Origin of the sequence: Streptomyces hamibioticus (assembly GCF_047946815.1) — a bacterium.
Taxonomy (GTDB): domain Bacteria; phylum Actinomycetota; class Actinomycetes; order Streptomycetales; family Streptomycetaceae; genus Streptomyces.
In genome coordinates, this window is record NZ_JBKKQY010000001.1 from 3,064,806 (window position 1) to 3,091,260 (window position 26,455).

The 26,455-nt window shown below is 72.3% G+C and carries 23 protein-coding genes, 1 tRNA gene and 3 pseudogenes; 10 read left to right on the forward strand and 17 right to left on the reverse strand.

Features of this window, described 5'->3' with window-relative positions; translation table 11 throughout:
• Positions 1–16: 16 nt before the first annotated feature.
• Both ACLGIH_RS13650 and ACLGIH_RS13655 read right to left on the reverse strand, forming a co-directional pair.
• On the reverse strand, positions 17–229 hold the full coding sequence (locus tag ACLGIH_RS13650) for a hypothetical protein (protein ID WP_416525514.1): 213 nt from the start codon (positions 227–229) through the stop codon (positions 17–19).
• 115 nt (positions 230–344) lie between these two features.
• Positions 345–426, reverse strand: a tRNA-Tyr gene (locus tag ACLGIH_RS13655).
• A 236-nt stretch (positions 427–662) separates the two neighbouring features.
• Here ACLGIH_RS13655 and ACLGIH_RS13660 point away from each other — a divergent pair.
• Positions 663–1,151, forward strand: coding sequence for a YajQ family cyclic di-GMP-binding protein (locus ACLGIH_RS13660; RefSeq protein ID WP_416525515.1), 489 nt, complete (start codon positions 663–665; stop codon positions 1,149–1,151).
• A 129-nt stretch (positions 1,152–1,280) separates the two neighbouring features.
• On the opposite strand, the gene ACLGIH_RS13665 is transcribed toward ACLGIH_RS13660, so the two are convergent.
• The 13 genes and pseudogenes from ACLGIH_RS13665 to ACLGIH_RS13725 form a co-directional block, all read right to left on the reverse strand.
• Positions 1,281–1,547 (reverse strand): GlsB/YeaQ/YmgE family stress response membrane protein, encoded by a 267-nt coding sequence (locus ACLGIH_RS13665; protein ID WP_416525516.1) that lies wholly within the window; start codon positions 1,545–1,547, stop codon positions 1,281–1,283.
• Between the two features lie 175 nt (positions 1,548–1,722).
• A complete protein-coding gene (locus tag ACLGIH_RS13670; protein WP_416525517.1) occupies positions 1,723–2,118 on the reverse strand; it encodes a YccF domain-containing protein in 396 nt (131 codons plus the stop codon).
• Entirely contained in the window at positions 2,115–2,978 is an 864-nt protein-coding gene (gene htpX / locus ACLGIH_RS13675; protein WP_416525518.1) for a zinc metalloprotease HtpX, read from the reverse strand. Before htpX ends, ACLGIH_RS13670 begins: the two co-directional genes overlap by 4 nt.
• Before the next feature lie 308 nt (positions 2,979–3,286).
• Positions 3,287–4,810, reverse strand: coding sequence for an NADH-quinone oxidoreductase subunit N (locus ACLGIH_RS13680; RefSeq protein WP_416525519.1), 1,524 nt, complete (start codon positions 4,808–4,810; stop codon positions 3,287–3,289).
• Positions 4,807–6,381: a complex I subunit 4 family protein gene (locus ACLGIH_RS13685; RefSeq protein ID WP_416525520.1), complete on the reverse strand. Its 1,575-nt coding sequence runs from the start codon at positions 6,379–6,381 to the stop codon at positions 4,807–4,809. Before ACLGIH_RS13685 ends, ACLGIH_RS13680 begins: the two co-directional genes overlap by 4 nt.
• Positions 6,382–6,387: 6 nt before the next feature.
• Positions 6,388–8,382: an NADH-quinone oxidoreductase subunit 5 family protein gene (locus ACLGIH_RS13690; RefSeq protein ID WP_416525521.1), complete on the reverse strand. Its 1,995-nt coding sequence runs from the start codon at positions 8,380–8,382 to the stop codon at positions 6,388–6,390.
• Positions 8,379–8,786 carry an NADH-quinone oxidoreductase subunit NuoK gene (gene nuoK / locus ACLGIH_RS13695; RefSeq protein WP_416525522.1) on the reverse strand — a complete coding sequence of 136 codons (408 nt, stop codon included), beginning with the start codon at positions 8,784–8,786 and terminating at the stop codon, positions 8,379–8,381. The genes ACLGIH_RS13690 and nuoK overlap by 4 nt, the downstream gene beginning before the upstream one ends.
• On the reverse strand, positions 8,786–9,472 hold the full coding sequence (locus tag ACLGIH_RS13700; protein WP_416525523.1) for an NADH-quinone oxidoreductase subunit J family protein: 687 nt from the start codon (positions 9,470–9,472) through the stop codon (positions 8,786–8,788). Before ACLGIH_RS13700 ends, nuoK begins: the two co-directional genes overlap by 1 nt.
• 242 nt (positions 9,473–9,714) lie before the next feature.
• Positions 9,715–10,440 (reverse strand): annotated as a pseudogene (locus ACLGIH_RS13705) (NuoI/complex I 23 kDa subunit family protein); the annotation flags it as partial.
• Positions 10,441–10,442: 2 nt separating this feature from the next.
• Positions 10,443–11,411, reverse strand: coding sequence for a complex I subunit 1/NuoH family protein (locus ACLGIH_RS13710; RefSeq protein WP_416525524.1), 969 nt, complete (start codon positions 11,409–11,411; stop codon positions 10,443–10,445).
• The gene (locus tag ACLGIH_RS13715; RefSeq protein ID WP_416525525.1) at positions 11,408–12,655 is read right to left on the reverse strand and encodes an NADH-quinone oxidoreductase subunit C; all 1,248 of its coding nucleotides are present in this window, start codon (positions 12,653–12,655) and stop codon (positions 11,408–11,410) included. Before ACLGIH_RS13715 ends, ACLGIH_RS13710 begins: the two co-directional genes overlap by 4 nt.
• Entirely contained in the window at positions 12,652–13,305 is a 654-nt protein-coding gene (locus ACLGIH_RS13720) for an NADH-quinone oxidoreductase subunit B (RefSeq protein ID WP_416529370.1), read from the reverse strand. Before ACLGIH_RS13720 ends, ACLGIH_RS13715 begins: the two co-directional genes overlap by 4 nt.
• A gap of 20 nt (positions 13,306–13,325) precedes the next feature.
• Complete coding sequence (locus tag ACLGIH_RS13725) at positions 13,326–13,718, reverse strand: NADH-quinone oxidoreductase subunit A (protein ID WP_416525526.1); 393 nt, start codon at positions 13,716–13,718, stop codon at positions 13,326–13,328.
• A gap of 197 nt (positions 13,719–13,915) precedes the next feature.
• Here ACLGIH_RS13725 and ACLGIH_RS13730 point away from each other — a divergent pair, with 197 nt between their 5' ends.
• From ACLGIH_RS13730 to ACLGIH_RS13750, 5 genes are all read left to right on the forward strand, one after another.
• Entirely contained in the window at positions 13,916–15,181 is a 1,266-nt protein-coding gene (locus tag ACLGIH_RS13730) for a sensor histidine kinase (protein ID WP_416525527.1), read from the forward strand.
• A 289-nt stretch (positions 15,182–15,470) separates the two neighbouring features.
• A complete protein-coding gene (locus ACLGIH_RS13735) occupies positions 15,471–16,826 on the forward strand; it encodes a sensor histidine kinase (RefSeq protein ID WP_416525528.1) in 1,356 nt (451 codons plus the stop codon).
• Positions 16,827–17,171: 345 nt separating this feature from the next.
• Positions 17,172–17,831, forward strand: coding sequence for a LuxR C-terminal-related transcriptional regulator (locus ACLGIH_RS13740; protein ID WP_416529371.1), 660 nt, complete (start codon positions 17,172–17,174; stop codon positions 17,829–17,831).
• 303 nt (positions 17,832–18,134) lie between these two features.
• On the forward strand, positions 18,135–20,063 hold the full coding sequence (locus tag ACLGIH_RS13745) for a 2-oxoacid:acceptor oxidoreductase subunit alpha (RefSeq protein WP_416525529.1): 1,929 nt from the start codon (positions 18,135–18,137) through the stop codon (positions 20,061–20,063).
• Positions 20,056–21,114 carry a 2-oxoacid:ferredoxin oxidoreductase subunit beta gene (locus ACLGIH_RS13750; protein WP_416525530.1) on the forward strand — a complete coding sequence of 353 codons (1,059 nt, stop codon included), beginning with the start codon at positions 20,056–20,058 and terminating at the stop codon, positions 21,112–21,114. Before ACLGIH_RS13745 ends, ACLGIH_RS13750 begins: the two co-directional genes overlap by 8 nt.
• A 34-nt stretch (positions 21,115–21,148) precedes the next feature.
• On the opposite strand, the pseudogene ACLGIH_RS13755 reads toward ACLGIH_RS13750, so the two are convergent.
• Positions 21,149–21,295, reverse strand: a pseudogene (locus ACLGIH_RS13755) (winged helix-turn-helix transcriptional regulator); the annotation flags it as partial.
• Here ACLGIH_RS13755 and ACLGIH_RS13760 point away from each other — a divergent pair.
• The 3 genes and pseudogenes from ACLGIH_RS13760 to ACLGIH_RS13770 form a co-directional block, all read left to right on the forward strand.
• Positions 21,282–21,452, forward strand: a pseudogene (locus ACLGIH_RS13760) (KR domain-containing protein); the annotation flags it as partial. The pseudogenes ACLGIH_RS13755 and ACLGIH_RS13760 overlap by 14 nt on opposite strands.
• A 140-nt stretch (positions 21,453–21,592) precedes the next feature.
• Positions 21,593–22,690: an EamA family transporter RarD gene (gene rarD / locus ACLGIH_RS13765; protein WP_416529372.1), complete on the forward strand. Its 1,098-nt coding sequence runs from the start codon at positions 21,593–21,595 to the stop codon at positions 22,688–22,690.
• A gap of 194 nt (positions 22,691–22,884) precedes the next feature.
• The gene (locus ACLGIH_RS13770; protein ID WP_416525531.1) at positions 22,885–23,838 is read left to right on the forward strand and encodes a M28 family metallopeptidase; all 954 of its coding nucleotides are present in this window, start codon (positions 22,885–22,887) and stop codon (positions 23,836–23,838) included.
• On the opposite strand, the gene ACLGIH_RS13775 is transcribed toward ACLGIH_RS13770, so the two are convergent.
• A complete protein-coding gene (locus ACLGIH_RS13775; protein ID WP_416525532.1) occupies positions 23,835–24,968 on the reverse strand; it encodes a tetratricopeptide repeat protein in 1,134 nt (377 codons plus the stop codon). The genes ACLGIH_RS13770 and ACLGIH_RS13775 overlap by 4 nt on opposite strands.
• Before the next feature lie 169 nt (positions 24,969–25,137).
• Here ACLGIH_RS13775 and ACLGIH_RS13780 point away from each other — a divergent pair, with 169 nt between their 5' ends.
• Positions 25,138–26,421, forward strand: coding sequence for an amidase (locus ACLGIH_RS13780; protein WP_416525533.1), 1,284 nt, complete (start codon positions 25,138–25,140; stop codon positions 26,419–26,421).
• The last annotated feature ends 34 nt before the right edge of the window (positions 26,422–26,455 follow it).

Consider the following 26,455-nt stretch of genomic DNA (forward strand, 5'->3'; position numbering starts at 1 on the left):
AGGACCGGGTGCGGCGTCAGAACAGCGGCAGCTGTCCCGGGAACTCCGGGACGACGTGCCCGTCCAACGACGGTTGCGCCGCACCCAGTTGGGCCGGCTGCCGCGAGCCGGGGCAGGAGGTCAGCTCCCCGCTCTCCCGCGCGCCGGGCGGGTCGTGGCGCGCGTAACGCCCGGCGACGACGGCGATCTCGCGGCGGCACTCGGGGCAGATCCGGCGGCGAGAGGGCATGGGATCAGTGTGCCGCAGGGCCCCGGAGGCCCCGCCTGAGCCCACCGGTGGCAGTCCAACGAAAAGACCCCCTCCGCTCTGCGTTTCCGCAGTTTGGAGGGGGTCTTCCCCAGTGTGGCGGCGCCAGGATTCGAACCTGGGAAGGCTGAGCCGGCAGATTTACAGTCTGCTCCCTTTGGCCGCTCGGGCACACCGCCGGGGCCGCTGCCCTTCGAACCGCCTTTCGGCGGCGCTCCGCGGCAACGACGTAAACAATACCTGATGCGGAGGGGTGCTTCGCCACCCGGTTGATCTGCGCCCGGCGGGCAGGGGTGTGGCTAGTCTTGTCCGGATGCGGTCCGGGCCCTGCCGGGCTCGGCGGCCGTCCCCACGTATGCCGGTACCGGCCCGCCCCGCACACCGACACGCACCCAGATACAAGGAGCCACAGGACATGGCCGACTCCAGTTTCGACATCGTCTCGAAGGTCGAGCGGCAGGAGGTCGACAACGCCCTCAACCAGGCCGCCAAGGAGATCTCGCAGCGCTACGACTTCAAGGGCGTGGGCGCCTCGATCTCGTGGTCCGGTGACAAGATCCTCATGGAGGCCGACTCCGAGGACCGGGTGAAGGCTGTCCTCGACGTCTTCCAGTCCAAGCTGGTCAAGCGGGGCATCTCGCTCAAGGCTCTGGACGCGGGCGAGCCCCAGCTCTCCGGCAAGGAGTACAAGATCTTCGCGTCGATCGAGGAGGGCATCTCCCAGGAGAACGCCAAGAAGGTGGCGAAGATCATCCGCGACGAGGGCCCGAAGGGCGTGAAGGCCCAGGTGCAGGGTGACGAGCTGCGGGTCACCTCCAAGAGCCGCGACGACCTTCAGGCCGTGATCGCCCTGCTGAAGGGCAAGGACTTCGACTTCGCGCTGCAGTTCGTCAACTACCGGTGACGCGCGCGGTGGGCGACTGAGCCGGCGGCAGACCGCGGTGGTGAGAAGGGGCGGGCGCTTGGTCCCGCCCCTTTTCCTGTCAGCCGTCGGCGGTGGGCGTCGGGCGCCGGCTGCCGACCGGGGGTGTGCTCAGTCGCGCGAGTGGCCGAACAGGAGGCGGTAGGCGACCAGGAGGACGAGCGAGCCGCCGATCGCCGCCGCCCAGGTGGCGCCGTCGTAGAAGTCCTTGGTGATCGGGTGGTCCAGCCATCGGGCGGATATCCAGCCACCGAGGAAGGCGCCGGCGATGCCGATGAGCGTCGTACCGACGAGACCGCCGGGGTCGCGGCCCGGCAGCAGGAACTTGGCGATGGCTCCGGCCAGCAGCCCCAGGATGATCCAACTGATGACGGTCATGCCGCGAACCTGCCCTTCCTGCTGTGCTCATGCGTTCTCGACCGCGTGAATTCGATCATGCCGTCCCGCTGAAGAGGACGCCTCGGGGCACCCGCCGGTTGCACTGGTCAGCGGGTGGTACCGGGCGATGCCGGCGGGCTCGCCGACGAGGCGGCTGCCGAGCAGGGACAGCGGCTCACCAGCGGGCCGTGAACGGCTGGTCCGTGCGGACGATGTCACGGCCCAGGGGAAGCAGCGAGACGGGGATCAGCTTGAAGTTGGCGATGCCGAGCGGAATGCCGATGATGGTCACACACAGCGCGATGCCGGTGGCGATGTGGCCGAGGGCGAGCCACCAGCCCGCGAGGACCAGCCACAGCACGTTGCCGACGCAGGAGGGAGCGCCCGCGTCGCGGCGCTCGACCGTGGTGTGTCCGAAGGGCCACAGGGCGTAGACGCCGATACGGAAGGCCGCGACGCCGAACGGGATGCCGATGATCGTGATGCACAGCAGTACGCCTGCGAGCAGGTAGGCGAGGAACAGCCAGAAGCCGCTGAGGACGAGCCATATGACGTTGAGGACGGTCTTCATGGTGTGCGACCTGCCATCTTCTCGAGCCGGGCGATGCGTTCCGTCATCGGCGGATGGGTGGAGAACATCTTCGACAGGCCCTGACCAGGCCGGAAGGGGTTCGCGATCATCATGTGGCTGGCCGTCTCGATACGGGGCTCCGGGGGCAGCGGAAGCTGCTTGGTGCCGGCCTCCAGCTTGCGCAGGGCGCTGGCCAGGGCGAGCGGGTCGCCCGTGAGCTGTGATCCGGAGGCGTCGGCCTCGTACTCTCTGGAGCGGCTGATGGCCAGCTGGATCAAGGTGGCGGCGAGCGGGCCGAGGATCATGATCAGCAGCATGCCGAGGAGACCGGGGCCGTCGTCGTCGTTGGAGCGGCCGATCGGGATCAGCCAGGCGAAGTTGACCAGGAACATGATCACGGAGGCGAGGGCGCCGGCGACCGACGAGATCAGGATGTCGCGGTTGTAGACGTGGCTGAGTTCGTGGCCGATGACGCCGCGCAGCTCGCGCTCGTCGAGCAGGCGCAGGATGCCCTCCGTGCAGCACACGGCCGCGTTGCGCGGGTTGCGGCCCGTCGCGAAGGCGTTCGGGGCCTCTGTCGGGGAGATGTACAGGCGCGGCATGGGCTGGCGGGCCTGGGTGGAGAGGTCCCGGACCATGCGGTACAGCGCCGGGGCCTCGAACTCGCTGACCGGCCGGGCACGCATCGCGCGGAGCGCGAGCTTGTCGCTGTTCCAGTACGCGTACGCGTTCGTGCCCAGGGCGACGAGGACGGCGACGACGAGCCCGGTCCGGCCGAAGAAACTGCCGATGACGATGATGAGTGCGGACAGTCCCCCGAGGAGTACTGCGGTCCTGAGCCCGTTGTGCCGGCGGTGCACGGTACGCCCTCCAAGTGGTGCAGCAGGGGAACCCTTTGCTTGCTGGTCTCGCTCGCTGTGGTTGCTACCCGGTCTGTCGATGCCACCGATGCCGTGATGTCACGTCGTCACGTCCAGTGGACCCTCCCGTACTGGTCAACGCCAGGCGAAGGCCGCCGGTTCCCCGGTGGCCGCGGCGGGGGGCGTGGGCCGTCCGGGTGACGGGACGCGCGTCCGGCACGCGCGTGTGAGGGTCGTCGCAGGAGACGCCGGACGGGCCGGCGGGCCGGTGCCGCCCGTGCCGCCCGGGCGGCACGGGCGGCCGGGGCTCAGAAGAGGCCGGTGTCCGTGAAGCGCAGGACCAGTTGGGGCGCTCCGGAGAGGGCGACGGCGAGGACCGCGGTGACGGAGATCGCGGCCGTGAGCGGGGCGGGGGCGCGGTGCCTGTGGGGTTCGCCCTCGGGGGCGCGGAACAGCAGTGCCGTCCACTGGAGGTAGTAGTACAGCGCGATGACGACGTTGGCGGCCATGACCACCGCCAGCCAGCCGAGGCCGGCGTCGACGGCCGCGGCGAAGACGGTGACCTTGGCGAACAGGCCGATGATGCCGGGCGGCAGTCCGGCAAGGCAGAGCAGGAAGAACGCCAGGAGCAGCGCCATCAGGGGGTTGGTGGCGTACAGGCCGCGGTAGTCGGAGACCCGGTTGCGGGACTTCGCACGGCCCACGAGCGCGGCCACGGCGAACGCGCCGAGGTTCACGGCGCCGTACATCAGGGCGTAGGCGATGGTGGAGCCGATGGACCGCTCGGCGTCGCCGGAGTACGCGGCGGCGGCGATCGGCACCAGGAGGTAGCCGGCCTGGCCGATGGACGACCAGGCGAGCAGCCGTACCGCGCTGTACGCGCGCGTGGCCTGCTGGCGGAGGGCTCCGACGTTGCCGACGGTCATGGTGAGCGCGGCCAGCACCGCCAGCGCCGGGCCCCACACGTGGGCGTACGACGGGAGGGCGACGACCGTGACCAGGATCAGGCCGGAGAAGCCGACCGCCTTGCCGATCACCGACAGGTAGGCGGCGACGGGCAGCGGGGCGCCCACGTAGGTGTCGGGCACCCAGAAGTGGAAGGGCGCGGCGGCCGTCTTGAAGGCGAAGCCGACGAGGGTGAGCACCACGCCGGCGTGGGTGAGGGTGGTGAGCTGCCCGTCGACGTTCTGGACGCGCTCGGCGATCTGGTCGAGGAAGAGGGTGCCGGTGGCGGCGTACAGGAAGCTGACGCCCATGAGGCTGACCGCGGTGGCGGTGACCGAGGACAGGAAGAACTTCAGGGCGGCTTCGGAGGAGCGCCGGTCGCCGTGCCGCAGGCCGACGAGGGCGAAGGCGGGCAGGGAGGCCACCTCCAGGGCGACGATGAGGGTGGCGAGGTCGCGGGAGGCGGGCAGGAGCGCGGCGCCGGCCGCGGAGGAGAGCAGCAGGAACCAGAACTCGCCTTCGGGGAGTCGCCGGTCGGCGTCCTTGACGGCGGTGACCGACAGCAGGGCGGCCACGAAGGCTCCGGCGAGCACCAGGAACTGGATGACCAGCGCGAAGGGGTCCGCCACGTAGCTGCACACGTCGGCGTCCCGGTTGAGGCAGAAGGTGCTGCGGTCGCCGTCCAGCAGGGGCAGGAGCATGAGCAGGGAGGCGGCGAGGCCGGCCACCGAGACCCAGCCGAGCAGGGCCTTGCGGTGGGCTCCGAGGAAGAGGTCGGCGACGAGGACGACGAGTCCGACCGCTGCCACGATGGTGGGCGGCGCGATGGCGAGCCAGTCGACGGACTGGACGAGGCTCTGGGCCATCGGCTGGGCCAGCGGGCTCATCGGGTGCCTCCTGCGAGGAGCTGCTGCACGGCGGGGTCGGTCAGGCCGAGGAGGGCCTTGGGCCACAGCCCGGCGGCGACGGTGAGGACGACGAGCGGGGTCCAGGCCGCGAACTCGTACCGGCGTACGTCGGTGAGCTTCGGGCCGTCCTGCGCGGTGGCGCCCATGCAGACGCGGCGGACCACGATCAGCAGGTACGCGGCCGTCAGCAGGGTGCCGAACGCGCCGACCGCCATGAAGGTGAGGAAGGCGGGGCGGCTGAGGCCGGGCGCGGGTTCGAAGGCGCCGAACAGGGCCAGCATCTCGCCCCAGAAGCCGGCCAGGCCGGGCAGGCCGAGGGAGGCGACCGCGGCGAAGGCGAGCAGGCCGCCGAGGCGTGGTGCCCTGCCGTACAGGGCGGCGCCGGTCTCCTCGGCAAGGGTGTCCAGGTCGGTGGTGCCGGTGCGGTCCTTCAGCGCGCCGACCAGGAAGAAGAGCAGGCCGGTGATGAGTCCGTGGGCGATGTTGGCGAACAGGGCGCCGTTGACGCCGGTGGGCGTCATGGTGGCGATGCCGAGCAGGACGAAGCCCATGTGGCCGACGGAGGAGTAGGCGATGAGCCGCTTCAGGTCGCCCTTGGCGCCGCGCCTGGCCAGGGCCAGGCAGGCCAGCGATCCGTAGATGATGCCGACGACGGCGAAGGCGGCGAGGTACGGCGCGAAGGTCCGGAAGCCGTCCGGAGCGACCGGCAGGAGGATACGGACGAAACCGTACGTACCCATCTTGAGCAGGACGCCGGCCAGCAGGACCGAGCCGACGGTCGGCGCGGCGGTGTGGGCGTCGGGCAGCCAGCTGTGCAGCGGCCACATCGGCGTTTTGACCGCGAGCCCGATCCCGATCGACAGAACGGCGATGACCTGCACGGATGTGGTCAGCGACCGGCCGTTGTCAGTGGCGAGTGCCACCATGTCGAATGTGCCCGCGCTGATTCCGATCAGCAACAGGCCGAGCAGCATGACCACGGAACCGAGCAGCGTGTACAGGATGAATTTCCACGCCGCCGCGGTCCGGCCCTCGCCGCCCCAGCGGGCGATGAGGAAGTACATCGGGATCAGGACCATCTCGAAGGCGAGGAAGAACAGCAGCAGGTCGAGGACGGCGAAGGTGGCGAGGGTGCCGGACTCCAGGACGAGCAGCAGGGCGACGAAGGCCTTCGGGGCCGGACCCGCCGGGGGCTTGAAGTAGGAGTAGAGCGCGCACAGGAAGGTCAGCAGCGCGGTCAGGACCAGAAGGGGGAAGGAGATGCCGTCGATGCCGAGGTGGATCCGCACGTCGAGTGCGGGGATCCAGCTGATGTCGGTACTGGCCTGCATCTTCGACGGCTGGTCGTGGTCGAAGCCGGCCGCGAGGACGATCGCGGCGATGAGGACGGCACCGGTGACGGTGACGCCGTGCCGCAGCACGGCCTGCTCGGGTGACTTCCCCTTCAGCCCGGGCGGTGCGGGCAGGAGAGCGGCGGCGGCGCCGAGGAGCGGGCCGGCCACGATCAATGCCAGAAGGAACTGCATCACGGACTCGTTGATATCGATCACGCCTGCTCACGCTCCCGTGGCGACGAGGACGGCGGCGACCGCGAGGACGACGGTGCCGGCGAGCAGCGCGCTCACATAGGTCTGGACGTTGCCGGTCTGGGCGCGCCGTACGGCGGTGCCGAGCCAGCGGGGCAGGGTGCCCGCGCCGCGTACGTAGGTGTCGACGACCTCCCGGTCGAGGAACCGCACGAGGCTCGCTCCGGCCCGGACCGGGCGGACGAAGAGCGCCGAGTACACGGTGTCCAGGTGGAAGCCGACGGCGGCGTGCCGGTGGAGGGGGCCGAGCAGGAGCCGTCCGGGGTCGGCCGGGTCGGGGGCGTGGGCCACGTCTCCGTAGGCGGGCTCGTGGGTGGCGATGGCCTCGGCCTCGACCAGTCCGGCGTCGCCCTCCGGGTGGGCGGCGACCGCGCCGAGGGGGACACGGGCCGCGAGCGCGGTCGTGTGCCGCCAGGCGCCGTAGGTGACGATGCCGCCGACCAGGGCCACGCCCGTGCCGAGCACGGAGGTGGTCAGGGTCGGGGTCAGGTCCTGGCCGTCGAACCAGTCGGGGAGCAGGCGGAAGGCCAGCCCGCCGAGGGCGAGGGACGGGATGGCGAGCACCCACAGCACGGCGTTCATGACCAGCGGCTGCCGGCCGTGGTCGGGGGCGTCGGCGCCCCGGCCGCGGAAGGCCAGCAGCCACAGGCGCATCGCGTACGCGGCGGTGAGGAGGGCGGTGAGCAGGCCGGCGATCAGCACGGTCCAGCCCGCGGCGCCCGGAGCGTGCTCGGTGTGGCCGCCGACCACGTGTTCGGCGGCGCCGAGGACGGACTCCTTGGAGAAGAAGCCGCTGAACGGCGGGATCGCGGCGAGCGCGAGGAGCGCCACGGTCATCGTCCAGTAGGCGTCGGGGACGCGGTCGCGCAGGTCGCCCATGCGGGACATGGCGGCCAGCGAGTTAGTGCCGGCGGCGTGGATGATCACGCCGGCGGCGAGGAAAAGCAGCGCCTTGAAGGCGCCGTGGGACAGGAGGTGGAAGACGGCGGCACCGCGGTCGGCGACGGCCAGGGCGCCGGTCATGTAGCCGAGCTGGCCGATCGTCGAGTAGGCGAGGACGCGCTTGATGTCGTCCTGGGCGAGCGCGGCGAGCGCCGAGCCGATCATCGTGACCGCGGCCATGGCGGCCAGGACGGCCATCGCGGCCTGCGAGGCCTCGAAGACCGGGAGGAGCCGGGCGATGAAGTAGACACCGGCGGCGACCATCGTCGCGGCGTGGATCAGCGCGGAGACGGGCGTGGGGCCCGCCATCGCGTCGGGGAGCCAGGTGTGCAGCGGGAACTGCGCCGACTTGCCCGCCACGCCGGCCAGGAGCAGCAGGGCGATCAGCGTCGGGTGGTCGAGTCCGCCGCTCGCGACCGTGCCGAGGATCCGGGTGATGCGGAAGGACCCGGCGTCGGTGGCCAGCGCGAACAGGCCGATCAGGAAGGGGACGTCGCCGAGCTTCGTCACCAGGAAGGCCTTGAGGGAGGCGGCGCGGGCCTGCGGGGTCTCCCAGTAGTGGCCGACCAGGAAGTAGGAGCAGATGCCCATGATCTCCCAGCCGACCAGCAGCACCATCAGGTCGCCGGAGTAGACGACGAGCAGCATGGCGGAGGTGAACAGCGAGACGAGGGCGGCGTACGAGGGGTAGCGCGGGTCGTCGCGCAGATAGCCCGTGGAGTAGGTCTGCACGCAGACGGCGACCAGCGCGACCAGGACGGCGACGAGGGCGGCGAAGCCGTCGATGTGCAGGGCGAGCTCGATCGGGACCGACCCGGTGGGCGTCAGTTCCGTGGCGGCGTTCACGGCCCGGCCGCCGCCCTGGCGCCCGGCGACCACGGCGGCGAGCACGAGGGAGGCGAGCGTCGGCAGGACGGCCAGCGGACGGACGAAGCCGGGTGCGGTGCGGCCCAGCAGCAGGCCGGCGACGGCGCCCAGGAACGGAAGGAGGGGGACGAGGACGGCGAGGGTGGTCGTGGTCACGCGGTGGCCTCAGCCTTCTCGTCCCGGTCGGCCGCTCCGGCCGTGAGGGCGTCGCTGTCGGTGCCGTCGGTGTCCGGGTCCTCGGGGCCCTCGGCGGTGTCCCGGAGCCTGTCGATGTCCGAGGTGCCGCGGTTGCGGTGGACGGCGAGGACGATCGCCAGGCCGATGCCGATCTCGGCGGCGGCGATGGCGATGGTGAACAGGGTCAGGGCCTGGCCGGAGTGCAGGGTCTCCTCGGCGGCCCTGCTGAGCCAGACGTCGAAGGCGACCAGATTGAGGTTGACGGCGTTGAGCATCAGCTCGACCGACATCAGGACCAGGATGGCGTTGCGGCGGGCGAGGACGCCGTACAGGCCCGTGCAGAACAGGAGGGCGGACAGGACGGCGGGATAGGCGAGGTGCATCAGCGGGCCCCTCCCCGGCCGGTCCTGTTCGCGGCGGTCGTCCGGCCCGCGTCGGCCTCGCGGTCCGTGTTCGGCCCGCGGTCCGGTGCAGGCCCGCGGTCCGGTGCAGGCTCGTGGTCCGCCCTGGCCTTGCGGGACAGGACGATCGCGCCGACCAGAGCGGCGAGGAGGAGGACGGAGAGGGCCTCGAAGGGGAGGACCCAGTTCTGGAACAGGCTCGCCCCGGTCACGGCGGTGGAGCCGGCGGCCGGGCCGTCCAGATCGATCCAGGTGGTGCGGAAGGCGTCGACGACCACCCACACGAGGGCCACCGCGGCGGCGACGGCCACGGTGAGGGCGGCCCAGCGGTTGCCGGAGTCGGCGTCCGGGGAGCGGCCGATGGGTGCCCGGGTGAGCATCAGCCCGAACAGGAGGAGGACCACGACGGAACCGACGTAGATGAGGACCTGCACCCAGGCGATGAATTCGGCGGTGAGCAGGAGGTACTCCACGGCGAGGCCACCGAGGGTCACCACCAGCCAGAGCGCGGCGTGGACGAGCTGCCGGGTGGTGACGGTGATGACGGCGGCACCGAAGGTGACCAGGCCGACGAGGAGGAAGGCGATCTCGACGCCGGTCGGGGACAGGAAGCCGCGGGTTTCGGCGGCGGCGGTCACTGCGGTGGCCGCGGCGGACGAGAGGGTCATGACGGGTCCTCCGGCCTCGGCTCGGGTTCGGCCTGCGACTCCGGCTTTGGCTCGGGCTCGGGCTTCGGCTCGGGCTTCGGCTCGGGCCTCGGCGCCGGTTCGGGCTCCGGCCTGGACTCCAACCTGGGCTCCGGCTCGGGCCTCGGCGCCGGCTCGGGACTGGGCTCCGGCTTCGACTCGGACCTCGGCTTCGGCTCCGGTTCGGGCTTCGGCCCGGGCTTCGGCCGGCCGGTGTGGTGGTCGGGCCTCGGCTGGTCCGTCTGCTGCTTGGAATCGCCCATGGGCCGGGTGGGCTGTTCGGCGGCGCGGGCCTGCTCGTCGGCGTGCGGCTCGGCGCCGGCCCCGGGCGCGGGCGCGGGCGCGGCCCCGGGGGCGGGCGGAACGGCGGGCCGGGCCGGGGCCTCGGCGGCCGTCGCCTGCTGCTGGGCGGCCAGCTTCTCGGCGCTCTTGCGGGCGGTGGCGAGTTCCTTCGGCTCCTCCGCTCCGGCGTCGAGCGCGGGCGGGGCAGGAACCGTCCACATCCACTCGCGGAGCTTGTCCCGCTCGTGGGTGAGGTCGCGGATGTCGGTCTCGGAGTACTCGAACTCCGGGGACCAGAACAGGGCGTCGAAAGGACACACCTCGATGCAGATACCGCAGTACATGCACAGGGAGAAGTCGATGGCGAAGCGGTCCAGGACGTTGCGGCTGCGTTCGCGGCCGCCGGGGGCCGCCGCGGGGATCGTCTCCTTGTGGGAGTCGATGTAGATGCACCAGTCCGGGCACTCGCGTGCGCACAGCATGCAGACCGTGCAGTTCTCCTCGAACAGGCCGATCACGCCACGGGTGCGGGGCGGGAGGTCGGGCTGGACGTCCGGGTACTGCTCGGTGACGGTCTTCCTCGTCAGCGTGCGCAGGGTGACGGCCAGGCCCTTGGCCAGGCCCGAGCCGGGAATGCGGGGCCGGGCGGACGGGAAAGGCTCAGCCATGGCTACTGGATCACCACCTTGACGATGCCGGTGAGGGCGATCTGGGCGAGGGAGAGGGGGACGAGGAGGGTCCAGGAGAACTTCTGTAGCTGGTCCTCGCGCAGCCGGGGGTAGGTCACGCGCAGCCAGATCACGATGAAGGCCAGGACGGCCGTCTTCAGCAGGGTCCACACCCAGCCGAGGCCGTCGGCGCCCCAGGGGCCGTGCCAGCCGCCCAGGAAGAGGACGGTGGTCAGGCCGCACAGGACGACGATCCCGGCGTACTCGGCGAGGAGGAACAGGGCGAAACGCAGGCCGGTGTACTCGGTGTACGCGCCGAAGATGATCTCCGAGTCGGCGACGGGCATGTCGAACGGCGGCCGCTGCAGCTCGGCGAGGCCGGCGACGAAGAAGACGATCGCGCCGACGATCTGCCAGGGCAGCCACCACCACTCGAAGGCGTCGAGGATGCCGACGAGCGACACCGTGCCGGCCGCCATGGCGACGGAGGCGGCGGCGAGCAGCATCGGCAGTTCGTAGGCGAGCAGCTGGGCGGCCGTGCGCAGGCCACCGAGGAGGGAGAACTTGTTGGCGGAGGCCCAGCCGGCCATGAGCGAGCCGAGGACGCCGACGCCCATCACGGCGAGGACGAAGAAGATGCCGGCGTCGATCACCTGGCCGACTGCGCCCTCGCCGGGGCCGATGGGGATGGCGAGGAGGACCAGGAGGTACGGCAGGAGGGCGACGGCGGGGGCGAGCTGGAAGATGCGGCGGTCCGCGCCCGCGGGGACCACGTCCTCCTTCTGCGCGAACTTCACGCCGTCGGCGACGAGCTGGGCCCAGCCGTGGAAGCCGCCGGCGTACATCGGGCCGAGGCGGCCCTGCATGTGGGCCATCACCTTGTGTTCGGTCTGGCCGACGATCAGGGGGAAGGCGAGGAAGACGCCGAAGACGATCAGAAGTCGCAGGGCGACGTCGAGCGCGTCGTTCACTGCGTGCCTCCCGAGCGGTCCTGCGGGCCCTGCGGGTCTTGGGGGTCTTGAGGGCTTTGAGTTTCCTGGGGTTTCTGGGCTTCCTGGGGTTCCTGGGGTTCCTGGGCTCCCCGGGGTTGCTCGGGTTCCGGAGCTTCGCGGGCTTCCTGGGGTTCGGGGGCTTCCTGGGTTTCTTGCGTTACCCGGGATTGCTGGGATTCTTGGGCTTCCTGGTCTCGCGGTGCCTCGTTCTGCGCCTCCGCGCCCTGTGGTTCCTTCTCGGGGCTCGGCTCGGTGCCGGGCTCGTCGAAGGCCGGGCGGGCGTGGTGCCACGGGGCGTCGGAACTGCGGGGCGCGGCGGCCGGGGTCTGCGCGGGCGATGGCTCGCGCTGGCTCGCGGAGCCCTCCGACGCGCTGCGGGCCCGGCGCGGGCCTGCGGGGCGCTGGGAGGCCGACCCCTCGCTCGCGCTCCGTGCGCGCCGGGGGGTCGTCGGTGCCGGCGCGGAGGTGTCGTCACCCGCGGCCGTCTGGCCGGCGGAGCCCTCCGACGCCGTGCGGGTACGGCGGACCGGGCGGTCGCCCGCCGCACGGTCACCTGCCGCACGAGCCGGGCGGTCTGCGCCCGCCGCGCGTCCGGCGGCGCCCGCCGCACGGCCGGCGCCGCGGGCGGGGCGGACCGGGGCAGGGGGAAGCTGGCCCTTGAGAGGTCCCCACTCGTTGGGATCGGGGACGCCCGGCGGGAGCATCTGGCGGCGCTTGGGGCCGCCGTGGCCCGCCGCCGGCTCGCCCGGTTCCTTCGCTCCCGGCCAGGCCTTGGCGACGCGGGCGGCCAGGACGAAGTCCTTCCGCAGGGGGTGGCCCTCGAAGCTCTCCGGCAGGAGCAGGTGGTCCAGAGCGGGGTGACCGTCGAAGACGACGCCGAACATCTCGTGGGTCTCGCGCTCGTGCCAGCCCGCTCCCGCGTAGACGGCGACCGCGGACGGCAGTACCGGGGACCCGTGCGGAACCGTGGTGCGCAGCAGCAGCCGCCGGACCGGTGACAGGGCCGCGACGTGCGCGGCGACGCGGAATCCCGTGCCCGGTTCGTCGACCGCGCTCAGCCAGTCGAAGTAGGTGCAGCCCAGCCGGTCGCGGGCGGTCTCCAGCGCGGAGATCCAGGCAGCGGGGGGTACGTCGACCGTGAGGACGTCGTACGCCTCCTCGGCCGTGGCCTCCGTACCGAAGAGTTCCTCGGCACCGGCGGGCAGCCAGCCGACCGCGGTCATCGGCCCTCCCCCGCGCCGGAGCCGGCGGCCGGAGCCGGCGGCCGCACCAGGCCGCTCTGCAGCGCCGCCGCCGACGGACGGGAGGACGTGCCGTACCGCTCCCCCAGCGACTCCCGGGCGATCTTCTCCTGGAGCTTGAGGACCCCCTGGAGCAGCGCCTCGGGGCGCGGCGGGCAGCCGGGGACGTAGACGTCGACCGGGATGATCTGGTCGACGCCCTTCGTCACGGAGTACGAGTCCCAGTACGGGCCGCCGCAGTTGGAGCAGGCACCGAAGGAGATGACGTACTTCGGCTCGGGCATCTGTTCGTACAGACGCTTCACCGCGGGCGCCATCTTGTCCGTCACCGTCCCCGACACGACCATCAGGTCGGCCTGGCGCGGGCCCGGCGCGAACGGGATGACGCCGAGGCGGATGAAGTCGTGGCGGGCCATCGACGCGGCGATGAACTCGATCGCGCAGCAGGCGAGGCCGAAGTTGAAGACCCAGAGCGAGTAGCGGCGGCCCCAGTTGAGGACGACCTTCATCGGCTCGGGGGCGAGGCGGGCGAGCGCGCCGAGCCGCTTGGGCTCGGGCAGCGGCACCGGCTCCGGCCCGGCGAGCCCGGAAGGCCCGGCGGGCGCGGAAGACTTCGGGAGCCCGGAAGACATCGGGGAGGCGGAGGAGGGGTTCACGTCCATGTCAGGACGCCCTTCTTGTACGCGTAGAGCAGGCCCACGGCCAGGAAGCCCAGGAAGACGAACATCTCCACGAGGGTGGTCGCACCGTAGGCGGGGTCGGCGAAGACCGTCGCCCACGGGAACAGGAAGATCGAGTCGATCGCGAAAATCACGTACAGAAAAGCGTAGACGTAGTAGCGGACCTGGGTGTGGGCCCAGCCCTCGCCGACGGGGTCGACTCCGCACTCGTACGTCAGCAGCTTCTCGGGCGTGGGCACGACGGGCCGCAGCAGGCGCCCGGCCCCGAAGGCCACGGCGACGAAGAGGACGCCGACGACGGCGAGCAACCCGACGACCGAGTAGGACTGGAAGTAGTCGGCCGCGCCGACGGTCGGTTCCCGCACGTCCGTCCCTCGCTCCCTGTCTGCCCGTTTCCCGTGTGACGGCTGTCCGACGATCTGTACGCACGGGAGTCTAGGCCCTGATAAAGAGACGGTAAGCAGCCCGTCATGCCTTGAGACGCGGTGGTGGGGTTTTCCTCAGGGGATCCCGGCGGTCCGCCTCATGGCGTGGGTCCCCGCCAGGCGGCACGCTGACCCGTATGACCGAACACCTCTCGTCATCGACGCGCGCCGGCACTGGCGGCGCGGGCGGCACGGCGGACGGCGACCGCCCGCCGCCGGCCCGTCTCGCCTACGACCGGCACACCTGGAAGGAGATCGCCCACCTGCTGGCGAATCTGCCGGTGGCGCTCCTCGGATTCGTCTACGTCGTGACGGTGCTGTTCACCGGTTTCGGGCTGACGGTGACCGTGGTCGGGTTGCCGCTGCTGGCGGCCGGGCTCATGGGGGCGCGGCAGTTGGGCAAGCTGGAGCGCGCGCGGGCCCGGGTGCTGCTCGGCGTGCGGGTGGACGAGCCGAGCCCGCTGCCGCTGCGCGGCGGGGGCGGGTTCGTCCAGCAGCTGTGGATGGCGCTGAAGGACCCGGTGGGCTGGCGCACGGTGCTGTACGACTTCATCCGGCTGCCCTGGGGCGTCCTCACCTTCACCATCACCCTGACCTCGCTGTTCGTGCTGTGGCCGGTGCTGCCGTTCATCGCGCGGGCGCTCGGCAACGTGGACCGGGTGATGGTGCGGGGCCTGTTGTCGCCGTCCGACGAGCTGGAGCGGCGCATCGCCGAGCTGGAGTCGGACCGGGGAATCGTGGTCGACACCGCCGCGGCCGACCTGCGGCGCATCGAGCGCGACCTGCACGACGGGGCACAGGCCCGCCTGGTCAACCTCGCCATGGGGCTGGGCCTGGCGAAGGAGAAGCTGCTGGAGGGGCAGGCCGACGAGCACGTCGCGGCGATGGTCGAGGAGGCGCACGGCGAGGTGAAGCTGGCGCTGCAGGAGCTGCGGGACCTGGCCCGCGGCATCCACCCGGCCGTGCTGACCGACCGCGGCCTGGACGCGGCGCTGTCCTCGGTCGCCTCGCGCTGCACCGTCCCGGTGAAGGTGACGGTCGATCTGCCGGCGAGGCCGGCGGCGGCCATCGAGGGCATCGCCTACTTCACCGTCTCGGAGCTGCTGCAGAACGTCAGCAAGCACAGCGGGGCCGAGTCCGCCTCCGTGGACGTCTGGCGCACGGAGGAGCGGCTGCTCATCCAGGTGCGGGACGACGGCCGCGGGGGTGCGCGCCTCGACGGCGGTACGGGGATGAAGGGGCTCGCCGACCGGCTGGGCGCCGTCGACGGGCTGTTCGTCGTGGATTCGCCGGAGGGCGGCCCGACGGCGGTGACGGCCGAGCTGCCGTGGCGCGACCGGGAGCACGGCCGGGCACGGGGGCGGGACCGGGGCGCCTCGGACCCGTCCGGCGCGCGGGGGTGACGCCCGCGCGCCGGCTCACGCCCGCGCCGAGGCCCCGGCCCGTGCCCCCAGGCCCCTCCCGGGCCGCGCCCGGGCCGTGGTGGGGAAAACCCCCCGTCCGAGACGCCGACGGGCTCCATGGCCGGCAGCGGCCCGCACGAGGAGGGTGGAGGTAGGACGGCGGAGCCGTAGGGCGCGGCTCAGCGGGTGCGGGCGTAGGGGCCCCGGGGCCCCGCAGGAACCCCCGGGCCCCGTAAGGACCCGCAGGGGCCCGTAGGGGCCCGTAGGGACGAGGAGAAGGACGACACCGATGGCCACGGAGTACGGACAGGGTTACGGGCTGCGGAGCGAGCCCGGCTTCCACGGGAGCGCGAGCGAGCGGCACCGGCTGCCGGCGGGGCTGCGGGCTCCGTTCGAGGCGCGCAGCCGGCGGGAGTTCGGCTATGTGGTGCTGAGCCTGCCGATCAGCATCCTGCTCTTCACCTTCGCGGTCACGATGGTGTCGCTGGGGGCGGGGCTGCTGGTGACGTTCCTCGGGGTCCCGGTGCTGGCGGCCGCGCTCGCCGGGTGCCGGGGGTTCGGGGCGCTGGAGCGGGCGCGGGCGCGTTCGCTGCTGGGGCTGCGGGTGGCCGACCCGGAGCCGCTGCGGATGAAGAGGCACGGCGCGCTGGCCTGGATGGGCGCGGTCCTCAAGAGCGGCAGCTCGTGGCGGACGCTGCTCTACGCGGTGCTGCACCTGCCGTGGGCGGTGTTCTCGTTCGCCGTCGCCGTGACCGTCTGGGCCTGGGGCTGGGCGATGCTGACGTACCCGCTGTGGTTCTGGGTGTTCCCGATGTACGCCGGTCAGGACGGGCTCCAGCTGTACGGCGACGAGACCCACCGGGTCTACCTGGACAACCCCTTCGAGATCACCGTGACCGCGCTGGTGGGACTGCTGTTCGCGCTGGCCACGCCGTGGATCGTCCGGGCGCTGACGATGGTGGACCGGGTGCTGGTGCACGGGCTGCTGGGGCCGTCGCGGCTGGCCACGCGGGTGGTGGAGCTGGAGTCGGGCCGGGGGGTCGTGGTCGACACGGCGGCGGCCGACCTACGGCGCATCGAGCGCGACCTGCACGACGGGGCACAGGCCCGCCTGGTCAACCTCGCCATGGATCTCGGGCTGGCGAAGGAGAAGCTGCGGGAGGACCCGCGGGCGGCGGCCCGGATGGTGGACGAGGCGCACGGCGAGGTGAAGACGGCCCTTCAGGAGCTGCGGGACCTGGCCCGCGGCATCCACCCCGCCGTGCTGACCGACCGCGGTCTGGACGCGGCGCTGTCCTCGGTCGCCTCGCGCTGCACCGTCCCGGTGCGGGTGGAGGTGGACCTGACGGAGCGGCCGGCCCCGGCGATCGAGGGGATCGCGTACTACACGGTGTCGGAGCTGCTCCAGAACATCAGCAAGCACGCGCGGGCGACGCAGGCCGTGGTGGAGGTGTGGCGGGTCGAGGACCGGCTGCTGCTCCAGGTCGTGGACGACGGCGTGGGCGGGGCCGAGGTGTCGGCCGGGTCGGGGCTGGCCGGGCTGGCGGAACGGATCGACGCGGTGGACGGGGTCCTGGTGGTGGACTCGCCGGCCGGGGGCCCGACGCGGGTGACGGCGGAGTTGCCGTGGTGGTCGGAGCGGTGAGGGGCCGCCGGGGCGGGGTCGCCGTGGGGTCGCCGTGGGTGCCTTCGGAGCGGTGACAGGGTGCCGCCCCCTCCCGGAACGGTGGCAGGGCGCGCTCCGGAGAGGTGACGGGGCGCCACCCGGAGAAGTGCCGGCGTGCCCTCACCGGAGACGGACCGCCCCACCGGAGAGGTGCCGCCCCCGGAGAGCAGTCGGCGTGCCTCCCCCGGAGGTGGCGTCCCGGCCGTGCCCCCACTCTCCCTCGCCGGCTCCCCTCCACTCCCCCGATCCTGAAATGCTGGACCCCACAGCAGGCGGGCAACGTGCTCGCGTCGGGTGTGGGGGGCAAGGATCGTGGAGGACAGGGTGCGGGTGGTCATCGCCGAGGATTCAGTGCTGCTCAGGGAGGGGCTGACCCGACTGCTGACCGACCGCGGTCATGAGGTCGTGGCCGGCGTCGGGGACGGCGAGGCGCTGATCAAGACCATCACCGAGCTGGACGCACAGGGCGAGCTGCCGGACGTCGTGGTGGCGGACGTGCGGATGCCGCCGACGCACACCGACGAGGGGGTGCGGGCGGCGGTGCAGTTGCGCAAGGCGCACCCGAGCGTGGGTGTGCTCGTGCTGTCGCAGTACGTCGAGGAGCGGTACGCCACCGAGCTGCTGGCGGGGTCCAGCCGCGGCGTCGGCTATCTGCTCAAGGACCGGGTGGCCGAGGTGCGCGAGTTCGTGGACGCGGTGGTGCGGGTGGCCGAGGGCGGTACGGCGCTCGACCCGGAGGTCGTCGCCCAGCTGCTGGGCCGCAGCCGCAAGCAGGACGTGCTCGCCGGGCTCACCCCGCGGGAGCGGGAGGTGCTGGGGCTGATGGCCGAGGGGCGGACGAACTCGGCGATCGCCCGGCAGCTCGTCGTGAGCGACGGGGCCGTCGAGAAGCACGTCAGCAACATCTTCCTCAAGCTGGGGCTGTCCCAGAGCGACGGCGACCACCGCCGGGTGCTCGCCGTACTGACGTATCTCCGCTCGTAACCGCCCATCGCGGCCGCCCACCGCCAACGCCAACGCCCACAGCGACCGCCTGTCGCCACCGCCCACCGCGTCTCCCGAGGAACCCGTCATCCGAACGGACGAGAAACCTCCGGCCGGCCGGAGGGCTCCTCACCAGCGGCGGGGCGCGGGAGCCGTGGCGCGGCGGCGGCGTGGACCGTCCCGGCGGAGTGTCCATCATGCGAATGTCCAGAGGATGTCGACCCCGGCGGACGTAGGGTTGGACCTGGGATGGTCGATGGGAGACCACGCCCCGGACAGCCGCCTCGAGGGAGGTCCAGTTCAGTGACCAGCCAGGTCAGCAGCCCAGCGGAGCAGGCCGACGGAACCGTCGTAGGAGAGCAGCGCAAACCGGCGGGCGCAAAGGACGTCCGCCGGCTGGACCGGGTGATCATCAGGTTCGCGGGGGACTCGGGCGACGGCATGCAGCTCACCGGCGACCGGTTCACCTCGGAGACCGCGTCGTTCGGCAACGATCTGTCGACGCTGCCGAACTTCCCGGCCGAGATCCGGGCGCCCGCCGGCACCCTGCCGGGCGTGTCGTCCTTCCAGCTGCACTTCGCCGACCACGACATCCTCACCCCCGGTGACGCGCCGAACGTCCTGGTCGCGATGAACCCCGCCGCGCTGAAGGCGAACATCGGCGACATGCCGCGCGGTGCGGAGATCATCGTCAACACGGACGAGTTCACCAAGCGGGCGATGCAGAAGGTCGGCTACGACACCGACCCGCTGGAGGACGGGTCGCTCGACGGCTACCAGCTGCATCCGGTGCCGCTGACGACGCTGACCGTCGAGGCGCTCAGGGACTTCGGCCTGTCCCGCAAGGAGGCCGAGCGCAGCAAGAACATGTTCGCGCTGGGCCTGCTCAGCTGGATGTACCACCGGCCCACCGAGGGCACGGAGAAGTTCCTCAAGGCGAAGTTCGCCAAGAAGCCGGACATCGCCGAGGCCAACATCGCGGCGTTCCGGGCGGGCTGGAACTTCGGCGAGACCACCGAGGACTTCGCCGTCTCCTACGAGGTGGCCCCGGCGGCGAAGGCGTTCCCGCCCGGCGTCTACCGCAACATCTCCGGGAACCTGGCCCTGGCCTACGGCCTGATCGCCGCCTCCCGGCAGGCCGATCTCCCGCTGTTCCTGGGCTCGTACCCGATCACCCCGGCCTCGGACATCCTGCACGAGCTGAGCCGGCACAAGAACTTCGGCGTGCGCACCTTCCAGGCCGAGGACGAGATCGCCGGGATCGGTGCGGCGCTCGGCGCGGCCTTCGGCGGCTCGCTGGCCGTGACGACGACGAGCGGCCCGGGCGTCGCGCTCAAGAGCGAGACGATCGGGCTGGCGGTCTCCCTGGAGCTGCCGCTGCTGGTCGTCGACATCCAGCGCGGCGGCCCGTCGACCGGCCTGCCGACCAAGACCGAGCAGGCGGACCTGCTCCAGGCGATGTACGGCCGCAACGGCGAGGCGCCGGTGCCGGTCGTCGCCCCGCGCACCCCCGCGGACTGCTTCGACGCGGCGCTGGATGCGGCCCGGATCGCGCTCACCTACCGCACGCCGGTCTTTCTGCTCTCCGACGGCTACCTGGCCAACGGCAGCGAACCGTGGCGCATCCCGGAGCTGGAGGAACTGCCGGATTTGGCCGTGCAGTTCGCACAGGGCCCCAACCACACCCTGGACGACGGCACCGAGGTGTTCTGGCCGTACAAGCGGGACCCGCAGAGCCTCGCCCGCCCGTGGGCGGTCCCGGGCACCCCGGGGCTGGAGCACCGCATCGGCGGCATCGAGAAGCAGGACGGCACCGGGAACATCTCCTACGACCCGGCCAACCACGACTTCATGGTCCGCGTCCGCCAGGCCAAGGTCGACGGCATCGACGTCCCCGACATCGAGGCCGACGACCCGGACGGGGCCGGGACGCTGGTGCTGGGCTGGGGTTCCACCTACGGGCCGATCACCGCGGCCGTGCGCCGCATCCGCAAGGAGGGCGGCCGGATCGCGCAGGCGCACCTGCGGCACCTGAACCCCTTCCCCGCCAATCTCGGCACCGTCCTGGAGAGGTACGACAAGGTGGTGATCCCCGAGATGAACCTCGGTCAGCTCGCCACGCTCATCCGGGCGAAGTACCTGGTCGACGCCCGCTCGTACAACCAGGTCAACGGTATGCCGTTCAAGGCGGAGCAGCTCGCCACGGCGCTGAAGGAGGCCATCGATGACTGACGCAGGCGCGCTGCTGCAGCTCGTGCCCAAGGCCGAGGGCAAGCAGTCCATGAAGGACTTCAAGTCCGATCAGGAAGTGCGCTGGTGCCCCGGTTGCGGCGACTACGCCATCCTCGCCGCCGTGCAGGGCTTCCTGCCCGAGCTGGGCCTGGCGAAGGAGAACATCGTCTTCGTCTCCGGCATCGGCTGCTCCTCCCGCTTCCCGTACTACATGAACACCTACGGGATGCACTCCATCCACGGCCGCGCCCCGGCCATCGCCACCGGCCTGGCCGCCTCCCGCCGCGACCTGTCCGTCTGGGTCGTCACCGGCGACGGCGACGCGCTGTCCATCGGCGGCAACCACCTCATCCACGCCCTGCGCCGCAACGTCAACCTCAAGATCCTGCTGTTCAACAACCGGATCTACGGCCTCACCAAGGGCCAGTACTCCCCGACCTCCGAGGTCGGCAAGATCACCAAGTCGACGCCGATGGGCTCGCTGGACGCGCCCTTCAACCCCGTCTCCCTGGCGATCGGCGCGGAGGCGTCCTTCGTGGCCCGCACGGTCGACTCCGACCGCAAACACCTCACCGAGGTCCTGCGCCAGGCCGCCGCCCACCCGGGCACGGCCCTGGTCGAGATCTACCAGAACTGCAACATCTTCAACGACGGCGCCTTCGAGGTCCTGAAGGACAAGCAGCAGGCCGAGGAAGCGGTGATCCGCCTGGAGCACGGGCAGCCGATCCGCTTCGGCACCGACAGCGCCAAGGGCGTCGTACGGGACCGGCAGACCGGCGATCTGAAGGTGGTCACCGTCACCGCGGACAACGAGGCCGACATCCTGGTCCACGACGCCCACTCCCCGTCCCCGACCACCGCCTTCGCCCTGTCCCGGCTCGCCGACCCGGACACGCTGCACCACACCCCCATCGGCGTCCTGCGCTCCGTCGACCGGCCGGTCTACGACACCGAGATGGCCGACCAGCTCGACACCGCCGTCGAACAGCACGGCAAGGGCGACCTCGCCGCACTCCTCGCCGGCGGCGACACCTGGACGGTCATCGGCTGACCGGCACGAACGTCCCGCACGAGGCCCGGGCTTCTCACGCCCGGGCCTCGTCGTACGCCCGGCGGGCCCGCTCCACGTCGGCCATCCGCCGCTCCGTCCACAGCGCCAGCCCCCGCACCCGTTCCGCCGCCTCGCGGCCGAGGCCGGTCAGGGAGTAGTCGACGCGCGGCGGGATCACCGGCGCCGGGCTGCCCGAGCCGCTCGCGGCCGTCCTCGCGGGCGTGGACGCCGCCATCGAGAAGGGTGAACTGGTCGTCCCCGGCGGTGACCTGTCCCGCCTCATCGGCCGCCCGGCCACGCCGCTCGCCGAGGCGGTCGAGGCGGCACTGGGCAGCTGAGCCCCGCCTCCGGCGCACCCCCGCCTGTCATGACCGTATTGCGAAACGGGCATGACAGGCGGGGGTCTGCGGCGCTACCGTCGTGCAGGCGCGCAGGACGTGAGAAGGAGGAGCCCGTGGCCGGGTCGTCGAATGGGCCGATGGGGCCGAAGGGCTCCAGGGGCGAGCACCGAATAGGCCTGCTGAACGGCTTCGCGGCGTACGGGATGTGGGGGCTGGTCCCGCTCTTCTGGCCGCTGCTGAAGCCGGCCGGAGCGACCGAGATCCTCGCCCACCGCATGGTGTGGTCCCTCGCCTTCGTCGCCGCCGCGCTGCTCGTCGTACGGCGCTGGGCCTGGGCGGGCGAGCTGCTGCGGCAGCCGCGCAGACTGGCGCTCGTCGCGGTGGCCGCCACGGTGATCACCGTCAACTGGGGCGTCTACATCTGGGCGGTGAACAGCGGCCATGTCGTCGAGGCCTCGCTCGGCTACTTCATCAACCCGCTGGTCACCATCGCCATGGGTGTGCTGCTGCTGAAGGAACGGCTGCGGCCGGTGCAGTGGGCGGCCGTCGGGACCGGCTTCGCGGCCGTGGTGGTCCTCACCGTCGGATACGGCCGGCCGCCGTGGATCTCCCTCTGCCTCGCCTTCTCCTTCGCCACGTACGGTCTGGTGAAGAAGAAGGTCAATCTCGGCGGCGTCGAGTCGCTGACCGCCGAAACCGCGGTCCAGTTCCTGCCCGCGCTCGGCTACCTGCTGTGGCTGAGCGCGCACGGCGACTCCACGTTCACCACCGAGGGCCCCGGGCACGCCGTCCTGCTGGCGGCGACCGGCCTGGTCACCGCACTGCCCATGGTCTGCTTCGGCGCGGCGGCGATCCGGGTGCCGCTGTCCACGCTGGGACTGCTCCAGTATCTGGCGCCCATGTTCCAGTTCCTGCTCGGCGTCCTCTACTTCGGCGAGGCGATGCCACCGGAACGCTGGGCCGGTTTCGCGCTGGTGTGGCTGGCACTCACTCTGCTCACCTGGGACGCCCTGCGCACCGCCCGCCGTTCCGCGCGGGCCCTCAGGACGACGGGCATCGCGGCCGGGGCGGCGGCGCCGGTGGCGAAGTCGGTGCCGGCCCAGACCGAGCCGGCCCAGACCGAGCCGACCGGGGCCGAGCCGACCGGAGCGGAAGCGCCCACGTCGGCGGCCACCTCGGCCGCCACCTCGGCGGGCACCTCGGCCGCCACCTCGGCGGGCACAGCCAAGCCGTAGCCGTCCGGCGTCACGGTGGAGGGCGGGGGGAGCCCGGCGGAGGCTGTGGCGCGCAGCGAGCCACCGCTATGTGCAACACAGTGGCCGGATAACGGTCTTGACGGTAAGTCAGTCCCGGCCCACCATCCAGGCACCCCATTCACTCGGGACCCCTGGATTTCTCCGGGGTCCTCCAGGAATTCGGAGCTCCCCACATGAAGCTCTCCGTTTCCGGGCGTGCGACGACAGCCGGTGTCGTCGCCGTCGCCACCCTCATGGCCGGCGGATCCCTGGCCGGTGCGGCGCCCTCGTCAAAGCCCGCGACGGCCGCCGCCGCGCCCGACATACCGATAGCCAACGTCAAGGCCCACCTGTCACAGCTGCAGTCGATCGCCACGGCGAACGGCGGCAACCGGGCCCACGGGCGCCCCGGCTACCAGGCGTCGCTCACCTACCTCAAGGGCAAGCTGGACGCGGCCGGATTCACCACCACCGTCCAGCGGTTCACCGCCTCCGGCCGCACCGGCTACAACCTGATCGCCGACTGGCCCGGCGGCGACCCGAACCAGGTCCTCATGGCCGGCTCCCACCTGGACAGCGTCTCCTCCGGGCCGGGCATCAACGACAACGGCTCCGGTTCGGCCGCCGTCCTGGAGACGGCGCTCGCCGTGGCACGGGCGGGCTACCGGCCCGCCAAGCACCTGCGGTTCGCCTGGTGGGGCGCGGAGGAGCTGGGGCTCGTCGGCTCCCGCTACTACGTCAACAACCTGTCCTCGGCCGACCGCGCGAAGATCAGCGGCTACCTGAACTTCGACATGATCGGCTCGCCCAACCCGGGCTACTTCGTCTACGACGACGACCCCACGATCGAGAAGACCTTCAAGGACTACTTCGCCGGTCTCGGCGTCCCCACCGAGATCGAGACCGAGGGCGACGGACGGTCCGACCACGCGCCCTTCAAGAGCGTGGGCGTGCCCGTCGGCGGCCTCTTCACCGGCGCCGGCTACCGCAAGACGGCCGCGCAGGCGGCCAAGTGGGGCGGTACGGCGGGCCAGGCGTTCGACCGCTGCTACCACTCGTCCTGCGACACGACCGCCAACATCAACGACACCGCCCTGAACCGCAACAGCGACGCCGTGGCGTACGCGGTGTGGGAGCTGTCCGACTAGGGCGTGTCCTGAGCGAGGGCGCGGGCGCGTTCGGTGAGGCGGCCGATCCGGGCGCGGGCGGACTCCAGTTGCTCGACGTCGGCGGCGGCCGGTCCTTCCTCGGCGGTCAGCTCCGTCCACAGGCCGATCAGGTCGCGCCCCAGCTCAAGCCCGCGGTTCGGATCGCGTACGGCACGCCAGGCGGTGGCCGCGCTCTGGACGTTGCCGTACGCGGCCTCCGCGTCCCCCGCCCGGCGGTACAGCCGGGCGAGCTCCAGCGAGACGTCGTGGGCGCGCACCGGGTCGCCGGACAAGTAGGCGATGTACGCCGTCAGTTCGCGCAGCCGGAGCACCTCGCCGTGTTCCGGCCCGAGCGTCCGCGACGCCTGCTCCACGGTCTGCTCCGCCAGCCGCGCCGCCTCCTGCGTCCGCCCGGCCTTGACGGCCTCGTTGATACGGGCCGTCGGCTCCGCCAGGAGGGCAGGGACGGTGTGGTCGCCCGGTGCGGTGAGCGGTCCGTCCCCGAGAACGGCCTCGGCGATCGCGTCGAAGCCGCGGGCGGGGGTCGGGGCCTGAGTGGAGACCGGGGCCGGCTCCCGTGCCGGCGCTCCCTTGTCGCGCCGGGTGGAGGGGACGGGCCGCGGTGCGGCCGGAGGTGGTGCGGCCGGCAGCGGTGCGGTGTGCTGCGGTTCGGCCGGCCGCGGTTCGGTGCTCCGCGGTGCAGACGGCCGCGGTTCGGCATTCTGCGCTTCGGTCGGCCGTGGTGGTCCGGTCGGCCGCGGTTCGGTGGTCCGCGGTTCTGTCGGCCGTGGTCCGGCGTTCTGCGGTGCGGTCGCCGGGGCCGGCTCGCCTGCCAGGTGGCTGGAGCCGTCCGGGTCGACGCGGAGCGGGACGACGTAGCCGAGGCGTTCGTCGTGGACCGTGGCCAGCACGGGCCGGCCTGCGGTGAGGGCGATGCGGTGGAGGTGGCGCAGGACGGCGTCCTGCACGTCCTCACCGTCCGCCCCCGCGACCGGAACACCGCCCACCGTCGCCCCGCCGACGCCCTGCCCGGCCGCCGGCACACGGACCTCGACCGGTCCCGCCTCCGGGGCCGTCGGGTATGCCGGGACCGCTCCTTCCCGCTTCTCCCCGCGACTGAACCGAGCCATCTCGCCCCTCACTCCCACGCGCCGAGCCACCGGCCACACACCTGGTTCGAGCATCTCCGCCCGCTTGGACTCCCGCGTCACCGGGGCGTCACAGCCTCGTCCCAAGCGACCGCTCCCCCCTCGGCGTCCAGGACCATGGAGCCGCAGGCGGAACGACGGAGGTGAACGGGTGGTTCCCGGACAGACGGTCACCGACGAGCCGGCGGGCGCCTATCCGTCACTCACGGCGGTGCGGATCGCGACGGCCGTCCGTGCTCGCGAGGTGACGGCCGCCGACGTCGTCGCCACCGCGCTGGACCGGATCTCCCGCGTCGACCCGGCCCTGTGCGCGTTCCTGGAGGTGTGGGACGAGACGGCGCTGCGCCGGGCCCGGGAGGTGGACGCACGGGTCGAGGCGGGCGAACGGCTGCCGCTGGCGGGCGTGCCCGTCGCGGTGAAGGGGCGGTACGGGCTGCGTTCGGCGGGTCCGCTGCTCGCGGCCGGATGCGTGCCGGTCGGCTCGACCTCGGTGCCGGGGCCGGGCACCCGGTGGCAGACGTGGGGCCTGGGCGCCCATGGCCGCACCGTCAACCCGTGGCGGGCGGACCGGACGCCGGGCGGCTCCTCGGCCGGGTCCGCAGCGGCGGTCGCGGCCGGGCTGGTGCCGCTGGCCACCGGGAGCGACGGTGCGGGGTCGGTGCGGATCCCGGCCGCGTGGTGCGGTGTGGTCGGGCTGAAGCTCACGAACGCCGACCGTACGGGACTCACGGCGCCCGGCGTCCTCACCCGCTCGGCGTCGGACGCGGCGGCCTACTGGCGGGCGGTCACCGGGCACTGGCCGGGATCGGGTGATGCCGGGACCGGCCCCTCGGAGTCCGGCCCCTCCGAACCCAGTCCCTCCGAACCCGGTCCCTCCGGGTCCGCTCCCTCCGAGCCCGGTCCGTTCGAGCCCGCTCCCAGCGAACCCGCTCTCCCCATCCCCGCCGTCTGGTCCCCCGACCTGGGATTCGCCGGCCCCGACCCCGAACCCGTCGCCCTGGCCCGGGCCGCCGTGGAGCGTCTCGTCGCGGCTGGTGTCGTACGGCTGCTGCGGCCCGGCCGTCCGCTGCGGCTGGCGGACCCGGCGCCCGCCTGGCTCGCCCTGCGTGACCCCGCCGTCGCCGACGCCGACCTGCGTGCCGCCCATCGGACACGCGCGGACAACGACCGTCGTCTGGACCGGCTCTTCACCGACGCGGAGCTGCTGCTGACGCCGACGACCCCCACCGCACCGCACGGCCACGACGGCCCCGGCGAGCGGTACTCCACCGCACTGCCCTGGGCGTTCAACCTGAGTGGGCACCCGGCGGTCAGCCTTCCGGCAGGCTTCGGCGCCGACGGCTGCCCGGCCGGACTCCAACTGGTGGCCCGGCACGGCCGGGAGGCGCTGCTGCTCGCCGCGACGGACGCCGCGACCGCCGCCCTGGACATTTGATTGCGTATGCATAAGATGCAAGAGCAAGGAAATG

Bases quoted from the DNA above. Each gene is read 5' to 3' on its own strand.
- ACLGIH_RS13770 (WP_416525531.1), top strand. From the start codon at position 22,885: ATGAAGCTCTCCGTTTCCGGGCGTGCGACGACAGCCGGTGTCGTCGCC.
- ACLGIH_RS13775 (WP_416525532.1), bottom strand. From the start codon at position 24,968: ATGGCTCGGTTCAGTCGCGGGGAGAAGCGGGAAGGAGCGGTCCCGGCA.
- ACLGIH_RS13750 (WP_416525530.1), top strand. From the start codon at position 20,056: ATGACTGACGCAGGCGCGCTGCTGCAGCTCGTGCCCAAGGCCGAGGGC.
- ACLGIH_RS13730 (WP_416525527.1), top strand. From the start codon at position 13,916: ATGACCGAACACCTCTCGTCATCGACGCGCGCCGGCACTGGCGGCGCG.
- ACLGIH_RS13735 (WP_416525528.1), top strand. From the start codon at position 15,471: ATGGCCACGGAGTACGGACAGGGTTACGGGCTGCGGAGCGAGCCCGGC.
- ACLGIH_RS13650 (WP_416525514.1), bottom strand. From the start codon at position 229: ATGCCCTCTCGCCGCCGGATCTGCCCCGAGTGCCGCCGCGAGATCGCC.
- ACLGIH_RS13670 (WP_416525517.1), bottom strand. From the start codon at position 2,118: ATGAAGACCGTCCTCAACGTCATATGGCTCGTCCTCAGCGGCTTCTGG.
- ACLGIH_RS13680 (WP_416525519.1), bottom strand. From the start codon at position 4,810: ATGAGCCCGCTGGCCCAGCCGATGGCCCAGAGCCTCGTCCAGTCCGTC.
- ACLGIH_RS13665 (WP_416525516.1), bottom strand. From the start codon at position 1,547: ATGACCGTCATCAGTTGGATCATCCTGGGGCTGCTGGCCGGAGCCATC.
- ACLGIH_RS13660 (WP_416525515.1), top strand. From the start codon at position 663: ATGGCCGACTCCAGTTTCGACATCGTCTCGAAGGTCGAGCGGCAGGAG.
- rarD (WP_416529372.1), top strand. From the start codon at position 21,593: ATGGGGCCGAAGGGCTCCAGGGGCGAGCACCGAATAGGCCTGCTGAAC.
- ACLGIH_RS13700 (WP_416525523.1), bottom strand. From the start codon at position 9,472: ATGACCCTCTCGTCCGCCGCGGCCACCGCAGTGACCGCCGCCGCCGAA.
- ACLGIH_RS13720 (WP_416529370.1), bottom strand. From the start codon at position 13,305: ATGTCTTCCGGGCTCCCGAAGTCTTCCGCGCCCGCCGGGCCTTCCGGG.
- ACLGIH_RS13715 (WP_416525525.1), bottom strand. From the start codon at position 12,655: ATGACCGCGGTCGGCTGGCTGCCCGCCGGTGCCGAGGAACTCTTCGGT.
- nuoK (WP_416525522.1), bottom strand. From the start codon at position 8,786: ATGCACCTCGCCTATCCCGCCGTCCTGTCCGCCCTCCTGTTCTGCACG.